10 protein-coding genes are annotated in these 13573 nt (G+C 55.0%); 3 read left to right on the top strand and 7 right to left on the bottom strand.

Going from position 1 to position 13573, the window contains the following annotated elements; translation table 11 throughout:
• Together EC836_RS11595 and EC836_RS11590 are read right to left on the bottom strand one after the other, a co-directional pair.
• A partial coding sequence (locus EC836_RS11595) for a type VI secretion system Vgr family protein (RefSeq protein ID WP_148050369.1) occupies positions 1 to 1943 on the bottom strand: 1943 nt, incomplete at its 3' end.
• 336 nt (positions 1944 to 2279) lie between these two features.
• The gene (locus EC836_RS11590; protein ID WP_123333135.1) at positions 2280 to 2786 is read right to left on the bottom strand and encodes an ATP-binding protein; all 507 of its coding nucleotides are present in this window, start codon (positions 2784 to 2786) and stop codon (positions 2280 to 2282) included.
• A 603-nt stretch (positions 2787 to 3389) separates the two neighbouring features.
• Here EC836_RS11590 and EC836_RS11585 point away from each other — a divergent pair.
• Both EC836_RS11585 and EC836_RS11580 read left to right on the top strand, forming a co-directional pair.
• Complete coding sequence (locus tag EC836_RS11585; RefSeq protein ID WP_123333133.1) at positions 3390 to 4019, top strand: YbhB/YbcL family Raf kinase inhibitor-like protein; 630 nt, start codon at positions 3390 to 3392, stop codon at positions 4017 to 4019.
• A 5-nt stretch (positions 4020 to 4024) separates the two neighbouring features.
• On the top strand, positions 4025 to 4903 hold the full coding sequence (locus tag EC836_RS11580; protein ID WP_123333131.1) for a helix-turn-helix transcriptional regulator: 879 nt from the start codon (positions 4025 to 4027) through the stop codon (positions 4901 to 4903).
• A 112-nt stretch (positions 4904 to 5015) separates the two neighbouring features.
• Here EC836_RS11580 and EC836_RS11575 read toward each other — a convergent pair whose 3' ends face one another.
• The 5 genes from EC836_RS11575 to EC836_RS11555 all read right to left on the bottom strand — a co-directional run bounded on the left by EC836_RS11575 (position 5016) and on the right by EC836_RS11555 (position 11935).
• Positions 5016 to 5456 carry a 6,7-dimethyl-8-ribityllumazine synthase gene (locus EC836_RS11575; RefSeq protein ID WP_123333129.1) on the bottom strand — a complete coding sequence of 147 codons (441 nt, stop codon included), beginning with the start codon at positions 5454 to 5456 and terminating at the stop codon, positions 5016 to 5018.
• Positions 5457 to 5715: 259 nt separating this feature from the next.
• The gene (locus EC836_RS11570) at positions 5716 to 6747 is read right to left on the bottom strand and encodes an ABC transporter permease (RefSeq protein ID WP_123333127.1); all 1032 of its coding nucleotides are present in this window, start codon (positions 6745 to 6747) and stop codon (positions 5716 to 5718) included.
• Positions 6748 to 6767: 20 nt separating this feature from the next.
• Complete coding sequence (locus EC836_RS11565) at positions 6768 to 8252, bottom strand: sugar ABC transporter ATP-binding protein (RefSeq protein ID WP_123333125.1); 1485 nt, start codon at positions 8250 to 8252, stop codon at positions 6768 to 6770.
• Positions 8253 to 8285: 33 nt separating this feature from the next.
• A complete protein-coding gene (locus EC836_RS11560; RefSeq protein WP_123333123.1) occupies positions 8286 to 9209 on the bottom strand; it encodes a sugar ABC transporter substrate-binding protein in 924 nt (307 codons plus the stop codon).
• 1394 nt (positions 9210 to 10603) lie between these two features.
• Entirely contained in the window at positions 10604 to 11935 is a 1332-nt protein-coding gene (locus tag EC836_RS11555; RefSeq protein WP_123333121.1) for an MFS transporter, read from the bottom strand.
• 708 nt (positions 11936 to 12643) lie between these two features.
• Between EC836_RS11555 and EC836_RS11550 the strand changes: the two genes are divergently transcribed.
• Positions 12644 to 13546, top strand: coding sequence for a dihydrodipicolinate synthase family protein (locus EC836_RS11550; protein ID WP_123333119.1), 903 nt, complete (start codon positions 12644 to 12646; stop codon positions 13544 to 13546).
• The last annotated feature ends 27 nt before the right edge of the window (positions 13547 to 13573 follow it).

Below are 13573 nucleotides of genomic sequence, written 5' to 3'. Positions count from 1 at the left end.
ATAACATTTTCACCCGCTGACAGCTGTACGCTTTTCGGCGTACTCTGGGCTATGCCGTCCGGGGCGGAGAGTAACAGTGCGGACTGTTTCAACCCGCTCAGCGTCTGCTGCAGGAGCGCCTTCTGAGTCTGGATATCGGCCAGTTCGGCTTTAGCTGCTTCAACGGCGCTGCTCAGGGCTTCTGCCCGGCTCAGTGCCTGTTGCAGCTGGCTCAGCGCCGCCCCCATCTCCAGCACCTCACCCTGTGCCTTCGGCTGGCCGTCCGCCGAGATAAATATCCCCTTATGCGCCCGTATCGCCCCCCAGCTGTCCGTCCGCAGCTCAAAGCCTTCGCCCCGCGGCTTCCGTTCGCTGTCCACCAGGTGGCCGAGGTTCAGCTGGCTTTTGCCGCCGTACTCCGTCGAGACCTTGATGTGCTCCTGCCCGCGGTTATCATCGAGGCGGATTTTGTTGTTCGCCGGCGTGCGCAGTACGTTGCGCCGGTAGTTACGGATGGTGACGTGGTCGCCGTGCGCCGAGTCGTGCAGCACCCCGTTGATAAAGGGACGGTCCGGGTTACCGTCCTCAAAGCCTATCGCCACTTCCGTTCCCGCCAGCAGCGGCAGGTGCAGCCCGTATGTGTCCCCCGCATACGGGCGGGACTGGCGCACCCACAGGCTCTCGAATCCCGTCTCCCAGTTATCCCGGTCAAACAGCATGTTGACCCGGTAGCGACCGTCCTTATCGATATGGCCGTAAAGGTCGTTCGGCGTGGTGCTGGTCACGCGGGCAGGCAGCGTTCCGGCCATCACCGGACGGATTCCGGGCTGCGGGCGGAAGCTGAAACCGGTGCTGTCCGGGATACCGTCAAAATGGACGGTTAAGTCCGCATCACGGCGCGCGTGGCTGTGCATCGCCGTGATGAGCACGCCATGAGCAAACACCTCCGCCACTTCATAACCGCCGGTGACCTTCAGCACCTGGCCCGGTGAGAGCGTCGGACAGCTGGTGACGGCGCGGGTCTGCGTCTGGCCGTTCAGGTAGCGTTCATGCCGGATGCGGGCATAAAACGCCCCGGACTCCGGCGCCGGATTGCGGTCGTACGTGCTGCCCGGCGTCAGGTAATTATCGGCATAATGGTAGGCATCGCCCGAGGTGGTGGGGTCGCCGCGCGTGACATCAACCAGGATGTTCATGTCTTCCGTGGCCTGGCGGTAGTTGTAATCCCGGGTGCTGACCTGCTTTTCCACCACGCGGTGATGGCTTGCCATTTCCCACACCGCATCCACGCCCGCCGACTGCTGGCCCGACGGCGGTACCGACGGCAGGGTCAGGCCCGGTTCATAGCCTTTACGGCCATCGTAAAACTCCACCACGTCGATGTTCAGCCGCGTGTCGGCGGTAAAGCGGAACCAGATCCCCACCTCCCCCAGCAGGCGGCGGATGAAGTGCAGGTCGTCCTCGCCGTACTGCATCACCTGCTCGCGGCGCGGATATTCTTTGCTCAGTGAAAACAGGAAGTCCTGGCCGCGCATGCGGTGGCGCTCGCGCAGGATTTTTTCGACGATTTGCGGGACCGACATGTCCTGATAGATGGCGTTCTGATGGGAACGGTCGAGCAGCGCCAGCCGGGGCTGTAGCGTCAGGGCATAGAGGGTTTCATCCCTGGAGGTGCTGAGGCGTTCAAAGCCCGTCACCACGCCCTGAATCACCCGCACCGGCTGCTGAATTTTAATGCCCCAGCCCTGATCCACCGGCGCCTGCAGGGTCAGCGAGGCCGGTTTCATCAGCATCATTTCTTTGCTGATGGCATGATCGCTGCTGGTGAACTCGATACGGTAGCTGAACGGCTGGCTCAGGGCTTCATCGCCTTCGAAGGCCAGCACATCAAGCTCAGGCTGACACCCTCTCACCGCCAGCAGATGGTGGCTGTGGCTGAAAGTTATCGCGGGATTGGTGCTCATGATTACTCTCCTTGTATTCGGTCTGTAGCTCAGGAACGGGTCCTTATTCCAGAAAGCCTTTACTCTTTCGCTTAGCGTGTTTAAAACCTGAAAACACCGTTAATAAAAATTCACGAAGTCAAAAAGAACGGACCTTTAATGCTGACACAACGTTAGCTTTTAAGAAATGCGCTGAAAATCCAAAACCGTCTTCAACTGATAATCCAGCCCTGAGTTTTTATTTTTCCGTGATATTTCCTGCGTACTCCTTACTTAACGGTAGAGCACATCGCCCGGAATTTTCAAACACGCACTTACCTGCCTGGAAGTGCCAGTAAAGGGGAGCCAGGCCAATAATTAACGGTACTCAATCACCGTAAAGCCTTCATCCGTCGCGGGATCGGTGAAATAGCGGGTGATTAACTCAAACTGAGCATCCGTCGCCGCAAAATCGTGTGAGCCTTCCGCGTTGCGAGCGCGTAAACGCGCTTTGCATACCTCGTCAGAGACTTTCAGATAGTGCAATTGATTATCAGCACCTGACTCCTGGACAATCGCCATCATCCACTCACGATTTGCCCGGGTATTTGCCGGGAAATCCAGCACCACCGAAACGCCGCTTTGCAGTAATGAAACCACGTGCGGTTTCATCGCCTGTTTGAGCTTTGCGGCACATCGTACGTAATCGGCTACAGACTGCATTTCACCGGCATAAAGCGCAGCCAGCCAGCGATCTTCACCGACGGTCACAGTGCCGGGAGAGGCGGAGAGTTTGTCAGCTAACGTGGATTTACCCGAGGCGATTTTTCCACATAGCAGATGGAGCGTGGCTTTTTCTGTCTTTTCTGGCGTGTTGCTGTTCATAACTGACCTCACTGGATGATTACCGGTAAGGCCCGCCTTACCGGCGGGAAAATGACGCGTGTTATCCCACCTGAGTCATGCAGGTGATAATAATCATTGCTGAATGGGATGGCGCCGAGGGGATATTTATCATTTTTTTAAGGTAGCAGAGCGTGAATGAGAAAGCAGCGGATTTATAGAAAAATTAATCGCTCTCCCCGGCCATTCCCCAGTCCTGGCCCGACAGCGACACCGATAAAGCCGGGTGCATAACCTTCAGTGGTATCAGCCCAATAGCGACACCATAGCCAGTGGGCAATCGGTGCAGGCCGGGTTCACGGACCGTTGAGCGCAGGAATGCGCGAATCGAGGCCACAGGGAGGTGTTCACGCCGAGTCCGAGAACCCGGCCTGCACCGATAGAGCAGACTCAAATCATGCAGCAACTCAGCAATGCTGTAATGCTGTAAGACCTGTAGCGCCCAAAAATAACTCCCATTACCACCAAAATGACGCTATAAGAAATAACATTGAGCGGATCGGGAAGTTATCCCTTCCTCGCTGTCGATATGATGATCGCCATCCGAACGACACTTTAACAACCGCTTATCAACAGGGACCGATCATGAAAATTTACAGCGACAGCTTTACCGACGGCCAGCGCATCCCCGGCGAATTCGCCTTTGCCGTAGCCGACAGCGAAACCCACATTCGCCTCTCCGCGAACCGTAACCCGCACCTCGCGTGGCAGGATATCCCTGAAGGCACTCAATCCTTCGCGATCGTCTGCCATGACCCGGATGTGCCTTCCGTTGGCGATAACGTCAATCAGGAAGGCAAAGTGGTGGCGGCCTCGTTGCCGCGCGTGAATTTCTACCACTGGCTGCTGCTGGACATCCCGGCAACCGTCAGAGACATTGCGGCCGGATCCCAGTCCGATGCAATTACCCCGCGCGGCAAGCCCGGCCCGAGCGCTCCGCACGAGCTGCGCCACGGCGTGAATGATTACACCGCCTGGTTCGCGGGCGATGAGAACATGCGCGGTCAGTATTTCGGCTACGACGGCCCCTGCCCGCCGTGGAATGATGAGCTGATGCACCACTACGTCTTCACCGTCTACGCGCTGGCGAGCAGCACGCTGAACGTGACGGGTGAGCTGAACGGCGCTAACGTCCTGGCGGCAATCGCGGCAGCCGACGTGCTGGGCAGCGCGCAGATCACCGGGCTTTACAGCCTGAACCCTGCCGTAGGCTGACCGCAATGACGACGCACCGCCCTTCCCAACATCATCATGAGCAGCCAGCTGCCCTGGTGCCGGGGGCGGTGCTGCCGCTGCCCGGCAGGCAGGCATGGCTGCGCGACGGCCTGTGTGGCGTCGCGCATTCGCAGATGCGCAGCCAGCAGCGCATTTCCGAGTTCCATTTTCACAGCCCGACCCTGCTGCTGATCCTCTCCGGCACCCTGACCTTCCTGTTTCCCCACGGTCCGGTAACGCTGATACCCAGTGACGGCTTTGCGCTGGTCAATCCCGGCCAGTTTGTTGACCTCGATAAACGGCCCGCCGCCGACGGTTCACCCTTCCGCTCGCTGTTTATTACCGTCAGTGAAGCGACGATCGAGCGCTTCCGCCAGCTTTATCCGGCAGCTGCCGCCGCTGAAAATTCAGCGAGCCCGCTGCGAACCACCCAGGCCTTCGGTACCGTTGTTCCAGCGCTGATCCCGCTGCTGGAAAGCCTTAAAGAAAACAACCTGAGCGATGCACGGCTTGAAATTCGCCTGTTCGATCTGCTGCAGTGCCTGGCGGAACAGGGACTGGCCTTTTCCCCGCCGGTGCGTAACAGCACCGGTGAACGGCTGCGGCGACTGCTGGAACAGCAGCCGGAACGGCGCTGGACGACGAAAATCGCCGGTCAGGCGCTGGCCATGAGCGAAGCCACGCTGCGGCGCAGGCTGAATGGTGAGAATCTGAAGTTTGACGCGCTGCTGCGCGAGGTGCGGCTACAGCACGGGATGACCCTGCTGCAAACCACCCGCTGGCCGCTGACGCAGATTGCCGACGCCAGCGGCTATCTTTCCGCCGCGCGCTTTTCGGCACGCTTCAGAACGCGCTTCGGCGTTTCGCCCGCCCGGCTGAGGTGATCGTTAAAATGGAAAAGAAATGGAATGAGTGTCGGAAACTGAGGAATAAATCGGGGCTTTAACGACAGTAGCCGGATGCCTTTAACGATTTAAAGACATCCGCAGATGAAAATTATTCAATCACCAGGCTGGTAATGGCTAAAACGGCCTGCGCAGCTTCCGCGCCTTTTTTCACAAAGTGCTTATCGTAGAACTGCACGATTTCGTCAACCGGCTGGAAATTATGCGGGGTCAGCGAAACGGAGAACACCGGCACTTCGGTAGCCAGCTGCACGTTCATCAGGCCATCAACCACCGCCTGCGCAACGAAATCGTGGCGATAAATACCGCCGTCAACCACCAGCGCCGCACAGACGATCGCGTCATACTTGCCGGTTTTCGCCAGCTTTTGCGCAACTAACGGCATTTCAAACGCGCCGGGAACGTCGAACACATTAATCACGGCGTCAACGTTGTCTTCCTGAGCGATACGCTGACGGAAACCCTCTAATGCCTTGCTCACAATCTCTGTATGCCAGTTGGCTTTCACAAAGCCGATATTAATTTTTTTCACTGTAACTCCAGAACGCGATGAAATGTATCAATCTTTAACGGGGAATTTTACTGGAAAGTAAGATTATTTTCACTTGGTATAACATGTTGAAAATACGAAATCCAGACGTGAGAAAAAAAGCGCGCCTTCGCCGTCGTGCAGCATTTTATAACTCCCGGAATGCGTAACAACCGTGTTATGGCACGCTATAAAAACAAAAAAACCGGGGGATCTTTAACGATCCCCCGGCCTGCAAGCTAACAAAAATGTGCTGCTGCGATTAGCGCTTCTTACGGTTGCGGTACATATCAATAGAAACCGCCGCCACGATAATCATCCCTTTGATGATGTCCTGCACGTAGGCATCAACACCCACGAAGGTGAAACCACTCTTAATCAGACCGAGGATCACCGCACCAATCAGCGTCCCGGTGATGCGGCCTACGCCGCCCATCAGGCTGCTGCCGCCGATAACGGCTGCGGCAATCGCATCCAGCTCGTAGGACAGACCCATGCTTGACTGGCCGCTGCTGACGCGCGCCGCCAGTACCACACCCGCCAGACCGGACAGGCCACCGGCGATGGTGTAAACGATGATCAGGTACTTGTTAACGTTGATACCGGACACCTTCGCCGACACCATGTTGCCGCCGATAGCGTAAACATATTTGCCGTAGCGAGTGTGCTTCAGAGCGATATGGAAGATGACCGCCACCACCAGGAAGATAATCACCGGCATCGCGCCCTGACCGATAGCGGTGAAGCCGTCGGACAGGAAGCTGATTGGGTTACCCTGCGTGTAGTACTGTGCCAGGCCACGGGCAGAAACCATCATACCCAGCGTGGCGATAAACGGAGGAATACCGGTTTTGGTAATCAGCACGCCGTTGACGATACCGCAAATCAGGCCGACCCCGATCCCCGCACCGATGGGGATTGCCGCAGGCATATCCACCAGCGACGGGAACATTGGCGACAGGCTTTCAGAAGTTTGCGCCAGGCTGGCAGCAACCACTGCCGTGAGGGCAATTACCGAGCCGGACGAGAGGTCAATACCGGTAGTAATAATGACCTGGGTCACCCCGACGGCAATAATACCGATAATAGCCACCTGTAGAACAATCAGCACCAGGCGGTTAGGGTTCATCAGGAATGACTGGTCGCGAACATACCAACCAAAGGCTTCGAAAATCAGCGCGATACCGACCATTACCACGAAAATACCGGTATCTTTTGGCATCTTGCTTTTCAGATTACTGAAGAATGAGGGTGCTTCAGTTGACTGTTGCGTTGTCATTTTCATATCACTCATGTTTTATTTACCTTACGCCCTTACTCGGACGCCAACGACAAAATGGTTTCCTGGTCAGCATCTTCTTTATTGAGGATGCCGGTAATACGCCCGCCGTGCATGACCATGACCCGGTCGCTCATGCCGAGAATTTCCGGCAGTTCGGAAGAAACCATGATGATGGCAACGCCACGGCTCGCCAGCTCGCTGATCAGACGGTATATTTCCGCCTTCGCACCGACGTCGATACCACGGGTAGGTTCGTCAAGGATAAGAATTTTGGGCTGGGCCAGCAGCCAGCGTGCAATAAGTACCTTCTGCTGGTTACCGCCACTCAAGTTATTGATGATCTGGTCCATTGTCGGCGTTTTGATATTCAGCTTACGGATCTGCTCAAGACAGTCCTTCGCCATGTCGCCGTGATTAACAAAGCCCGCTTTGGCGCTGTAGTTCGTCATCTTGACGATGCTCATGTTCTCCATCACCGACAGCACCAGGAAAAGGCCGGACTTTTTACGGTCCTCGGTCAGGAATGCCAGCCCCTTATCGATCGCCGATGCCGGGGATTCGATAGTGGTGGGTACGCCATCAATCAGAATTTCGCCGCTGTCGATGGAGGTCATGCCGAACAGGCTCTCCATCACTTCGCTACGTCCGGCACCCACCAGTCCCGCCACGCCGAGGATTTCCCCGCGGCGCACGTTAAAGCTGACATCGTGGAATACGCCTTTGCGCGTCAGATTACGCACGGTCAGCACATCTTCGCCGATGTTGGCATCAAATTTCGGGAACAGCTGGGTCAGTTCACGCCCTACCATCTGCGTAATCAGCGACTGACGTGAATAGCTCGACGTCAAATCACTGGCCACCCAGGTACCGTCACGGAACACGCTGACTTCATCGGTAATGGCGAAGATCTCATCCATTTTGTGGCTAATGTAGATGATGGCTTTACCCTGCTCGCGCAGGTCGCGGATGATGGCGAACAGATGCGACACTTCGGTTTCCGTCAGTGCCGACGTCGGTTCGTCCATGATCACGATGTCCGAGTTCCAGGACACCGCTTTAGCGATTTCAACCATCTGCTGGGAGGCAATGCTCAGATCGCCAACCATCTGGTCAGGCCGCAGACGGATATTCAGTTTAACCAGCAGATCTTTGGTCAAACGATTGAGTTTTCCGTGGTCGACGAAGCCGAGTTTCATCGGCTCGCGACCCAACCAGATATTTTCGGCGACCGTCATATGCGGTACCAAATTAAGCTCCTGGTGGATCATGGAAATTCCCGAACGCAGTGCATCCAGCGTATCGGTAAACTGCACAGGCTCACCTTTAATGCGAATCTGTCCCTCATCGGGACGATAAATCCCGATGAGGCACTTCATTAAAGTGGATTTGCCCGCGCCATTCTCACCCATCAGAGCATGCACCGTTCCGGGTTTGACGCGCAGCGATACGTTGCTTAACGCCTTAACTCCCGGGAAAAACTTGCTGATGCCTTCGGCTTCAAGCGCATATGCGGACATTTAACACCTCCGTACAACTGTTATCGGCAACGGTTATTTCAGGTTTTTGCTGGTAAATTCTGCGTAGTTTTCTTTGGTGATCAGCTGATAAGGAATCATCACGTTCTGCTCAACTTTTTCACCTTTTGCCAGCTTAACGGCGGCCTGTACGGAACCTTCACCCTGTCCTTTTGCATCCTGGAACACGGTGGCAACCATCTTGCCGTTCTTGATCATTTGCAGCGCGTCCGGTGTACCATCCACGCCCGCGATCACGATTTTGTTCGGGTTTTTACCCAGTGCCTGCAGGGCACCGATAGCCATTTCGTCGTTGTTGGAGGCAATGGCCTGAATGTCATCACCCGCCGTCATCCAGTTGCTGACAACATCCACCGCATCGTTACGTGTGAATTTCGCCGTCTGCTCCTGCACCACTTTCAGGCCAGGATATTTAGCCACAATGGTTTTCACGCCTTTGGTACGGTCACGTGTTGCTTCGTTCGCGAGGTCACCCATCAGAATCGCCACGTTACCCTTGTAGTTCATCTGTTTTGCCAGCGCTTCCATCTGCAGACGGCCCGCCAGCTCGGAGTCCGATCCGACATAGGCCATTTTTTCGGTCAGGGCGGTGGCAGGTTTACGGTTAACGAACACCAGCGGAACGCCGGCTTTGGTGGTGAGGTCAACAATCGGTTTTACTGCGTTGGTATCAACCGGGTTAACGATGATCGCGTCAACGCCCTGGCCGATAAAGTTTTGCACCTGCTGCAGCTGCTGGGCTACGTCGCCTTTGGCATCTTCGATCTGCCCGTCAACGTTTTCTTTCTTCATTTCCTTGCTGATGGAATTGCGCACAATGGTCAGGAAGTTGTCATCAAACAGTGCCATAGAAACACCAACCTGGACTTCTTTGGCGAAACTTGTGACAGGTAACATACATACTAACAGTGACGCTAAAATTGTTTTTTTCACGTTCATGGCGGAGCCCTTATTATCGTTAGCATGCGAAGGCTGGCTGAGACGTCGAATGAAAAATTTCTTTTACATTCCTTCAACGTGACCGACGACTTTAGTAAAATGTAGGGGGTTACTATTTCGTGTATGACTATTTTCTTATTAGCATTTCATCGGAATAATTTCATACAAAACAATATCTTAAATTCAAACCACTGTTTTACTTTTTCCATCCCCTGCCTGCGTTGCCGCAGAGCAGTTTTTTTGTTTCATATTAAAGTTAATTGAAACTTTCACTAATAAAGCACCGAAACGCGTGTTTTAAAATCATCAAATAACAAAAATTTGACACACCTCTAACATCGCTCATGGAATCGCTGGAAAGTGAGATCTGGCGCAAGAGATTTAAGACTGATGGCTATTGCTTGTTCGTTACCCGTGCAGGGTCACAACCGGGATGGAAGTGCTGGAAATGAAATGCCGGGGGGATGGTGATGGTTTTCGCTATGGGATTGGAGAACGTGCCCCGGGATTGAGCGGCTACCGGGCGGTCCTCGCGCCGCTTTGCGGTCCCCTCGGTTCCGGCATCCGGCCGGGCGGACCGGCGGAAACGCAACGTCCCTGTTGCGATTCCACCTGACGACGACGTCCTGTCGCCGTCTCCTGGCCAGATGCCTGCACCTCAGCGCTGCGGATTGCCCTTTAGCCGCTCAATACCGGGCCACTTTCTTCTTTCTTACTCGCTTCTTGAAAAGAATTTAGATGACATACGCGAGACGGAATAACCTTGATCTTATCTTCATCAGGCAACTCTAATGATAAGGCACAGATGGGTGGATCCCACGCAGGAACATCCGCAGCGCTGAACGGAGCGAGGAAGCCAGGATTCGCCTGCATGGACGCAGGCGAAAGGCACAGCCGCGCAGGACGCGCATCTGTGCCGGTCCGGCTGGCTGACGAGCGCAGTGAGGGCACCGCAATGCGGCGCGAGGACCCGCTTCGGAGAGGGGACCACCCGGCTGGTCTGTCACCTGTTTCCAGCAAACAACGCCAAACAAATGCAAACTCCGCAGTCGAGATAACCTCGATCTTACCTTTATCAGGCAACTCAGATGATGAAGCCCAGACGGGTGGATCCCACGCAGGAGCATCCGCAGCGCTGAACGGAGCGAGGAAGCCAGGATTCGCCTGCATGGACGCAGGCGAAAGGCGCAGCCGCGCAGGACGCGCGTCTGTGCCGGTCCGGCTGGCTGACGAGCGCAGTGAGGGCACCGCAACGCGGCGCGAGGACCCGCTCCGGAGAGGGATCCACCCGGCTGCGCTGGTACCCGTTCCCAGAAACAACGACAGATAGATAAAAAAGCCGCCACGGAAATCCCCGCAGCGGCCTACAGATCTAACGATTACTAATTTGGCAATCAACGACTCAGTGAAGCCGCCTTCTCCAGGGTCATCCCCTTCGTTTCCGGCGCCAGCCAGATGGAAACCAGCAGGCCCACGATGGAAACCGCAGCAGCAACATACATAGTGTGCCCGATGCCCAACGTCGCCAGAGAATACGGCACCAGCCAGGTCCCGGCGGCAGAACCGATACGTGACATCGAAGAACCCATGCCAACGGCGAAGGCGCGAACCTCGGTCGGGAACAGCTCATTCGGATACACCAGTTCCAGCACCTGCGCCCCGCCGATAAACACCGCGTAAGCTCCGAACAGCGCCAGCACCAGCATCTCAGAACCGTGGGAAGCGGCACCCAGACCCAGCAGGGCCAGGCTTGACCACAGGAAACTGTGAATAATCAGTTTACGACGGCCCATGGTGTCAATCAGTCGGGTGGCGATAATGCAGCCCACCACAAACAGCAGCGTGATAATCACCGAGCCCATCGAGGCCCACTCGCCCTTCAGGTTCAGTGCCTGCAATACAACAGGGGCGAACGAGTAAACGGCAAACATCGGTACCACCGCCGCACTCCAGAACACCGCCACGAACAGCATGCGTTTACCGTAGCCCGCGTTTAACAGCGTACGGATGGAGACTTTCTGCTCCTCGGACTCTTTCGGCAGGTTAGCCAGTGAGAAGGTTGAACCGTACACTTTTTTGATGATCTGCTCTGCTTCCGCCAGGCGGCCCTTGCTGACCAGCCAGCGCGGGGATTCCGGCGTACCCAAACGGATCAGGAACAGTGCAACACCCAGTACCGCCGGGCTGGCCAGCACGTAGCGCCAGGCGTCATCGCCGCCGTGGGCCAGAATCGCATTACCCACAATGTAGGCCAGCGCCGCACCGGCGAACCACAGGATCGTCAGCCCGGCAAGGCGCGGACCACGGTTTTTCTGCGGCAGAAATTCGGTCAGCAGCGAACCCGCCACCGGGTATTCCAGCCCCACCCCCACGCCTATCAGGAAGCGCAGGAAGAACAGCATCACGCCGGATTCCGTCCAGAACGTGCCTATCGAGCCGAGGATAAACAGAATCGGTCCGACGAAGAACAGGCGCTGTCTGCCCACTTTATCGGTCAGCCAGCCGCCGAGGAATCCGCTAAAGAAGGTGCCGAACATCGCCGATGCCGCCACCAGCCCCTGCCAGAAGGAGTCCAGGTGCAGGTATCCCGAAAACTGCACAATCGCTACGCCGATAATACTCAGCACATAGCCATCAAGGATCCATCCTCCCCCGGCGCGGACGGTCATCAACTGGTGAAAACCATTTAAGGGTACATCCTCAATAGATATATTATTCTTATTCATGACAGTGAATCTCCTGTAAGGATTCATATTTTGCAGGTACAGAAATTCGATCTGAATCAGATTGATAATTCAGAAATTTCGTTAATTTAATTTTTATAACGTCATGTAAGTCTTGATATCGGTTATCTTTTTTATTCGTAAAACCTTACCCGTTCGTTGTTTATTGGCTCCCTTTCTTTTTATCTCGCGGTAACGCGAAATTAAATCCACCTGAAAAATACATCCGTTTTATTTAACGATCCTCCCCGTTATTGCTCAGCCTCTGCGCTGGATGACTGCTGCAGGGCCCGCTGAGCTACCGGGCAATTCACTGTTAATTTCAGGTTAAATCCATGTTGAAACTATACCGCTCCCTCAGCACTGTAAATACGTTCCCAGAGGCGATTATTCAGGAATGTGATCGCTATCTGAAAACAAAACAGAACATAAACACACAAAAATAATATTTTTATCTATTGATATATAAGTATTTTTGAAAATGTAACGGTATTTTCATACTACTAATGCGTATTTTCTTTGTCTTTTTTGTGTATGCAAAAAAAATTCCCATATTGCCTGTCTGAGAACTTGTTGGCAGATTGTTAGCAAATGGAGTGAACCTGGCCCAGCCGAACCGCGCTTTTCCTGCTTCGGCGGGCTGCGGGATCTCACCTGATAACCGCTCAGCGTTAAATCAACGCCTGCCCGGATACCTGACCTGGAGATGATATGATTAATTTCGATGGTATTTTTACCCCTGCCGTAACCCCATACGCTGCTGACGGCTCGATTGATTTTTCCCGCTTCGATGAAGTGCTGGAGTCATTAATTGCCGGTGGTGTTCACGGCATTATTATTGGCGGGTCTACCGGTGAATATTATGCGCAGACGGTGGAAGAACGCCTGGCGCTGGCCGAACGTGCACGCCAGGTGACGGCTAACCGCCTGCCGCTGGTAATTGGTACCGGCGCGATCCGTACCGAAGACGCCGTGGCCTTCGCTAAACACGCCCGTGAAATCAAAGCCGATGCCATTCTGGTCACCTCGCCGCCTTACGCGCTGCCGACCGAACTGGAAAACGCCCATCACGCCCTGACCGTTGATCAAGCCGCACAGCTGCCGATCATGCTGTACAACTACCCTGGCCGTATGGGTATCAGCATGGGTGAAACGTATTTCACCGAGGTCAGCAAATCTAAAAACGTGGTGGCGATTAAAGAAAGCTCCGGCGATTTGAATAACCTGCATCTGCTGGCCATTAAGTTCCCGAACATCGCCCTCTCCTGTGGCTGGGACGATCTGGCACTGGAGTTCTTCGCCTGGGGCGCACGCAGCTGGGTCTGCGCCGGTTCTAACTTTATTCCACAGGAACACGTGGCTCTGTATCAGGCCTGCGTGGTGGAAAAAGACTTCAACAAGGGCCGTAAAATCATGGCGGCGATGATGCCGCTGATGAACTACCTCGACGGCGGTAAATTCGTCCAGGCCATTAAGCACGGTGTGGATATGGCCGGTCTGAGCACCGGGCCGGCGCGCGCACCGCTGCTGGGCCTGACGGAAGAAGAGCAGGCGCAGCTGAAAGCGGTGATTGCCGACGTGAAGAAAAATGTCGCTGCGGCGATTACGGGCTGATAGTCCGACCCGAAAACACCCTCTGTA

Source organism: Erwinia sp. JUb26 (assembly GCF_003751505.1).
Classification (GTDB): domain Bacteria; phylum Pseudomonadota; class Gammaproteobacteria; order Enterobacterales; family Enterobacteriaceae; genus Erwinia.
This window is presented reverse-complemented; position numbering and strand designations above follow the sequence as displayed.

What these genes read in the sequence shown, in the direction of transcription:
- EC836_RS11565 (WP_123333125.1), bottom strand. Translation starts at nt 8,252, where the DNA reads ATGTCCGCATATGCGCTTGAAGCCGAAGGCATCAGCAAGTTTTTCCCG.
- EC836_RS11570 (WP_123333127.1), bottom strand. Translation starts at nt 6,747, where the DNA reads ATGAGTGATATGAAAATGACAACGCAACAGTCAACTGAAGCACCCTCA.
- EC836_RS11550 (WP_123333119.1), top strand. Translation starts at nt 12,644, where the DNA reads ATGATTAATTTCGATGGTATTTTTACCCCTGCCGTAACCCCATACGCT.
- EC836_RS11590 (WP_123333135.1), bottom strand. Translation starts at nt 2,786, where the DNA reads ATGAACAGCAACACGCCAGAAAAGACAGAAAAAGCCACGCTCCATCTG.
- EC836_RS11560 (WP_123333123.1), bottom strand. Translation starts at nt 9,209, where the DNA reads ATGAACGTGAAAAAAACAATTTTAGCGTCACTGTTAGTATGTATGTTA.
- EC836_RS11585 (WP_123333133.1), top strand. Translation starts at nt 3,390, where the DNA reads ATGAAAATTTACAGCGACAGCTTTACCGACGGCCAGCGCATCCCCGGC.
- EC836_RS11555 (WP_123333121.1), bottom strand. Translation starts at nt 11,935, where the DNA reads ATGAATAAGAATAATATATCTATTGAGGATGTACCCTTAAATGGTTTT.
- EC836_RS11580 (WP_123333131.1), top strand. Translation starts at nt 4,025, where the DNA reads ATGACGACGCACCGCCCTTCCCAACATCATCATGAGCAGCCAGCTGCC.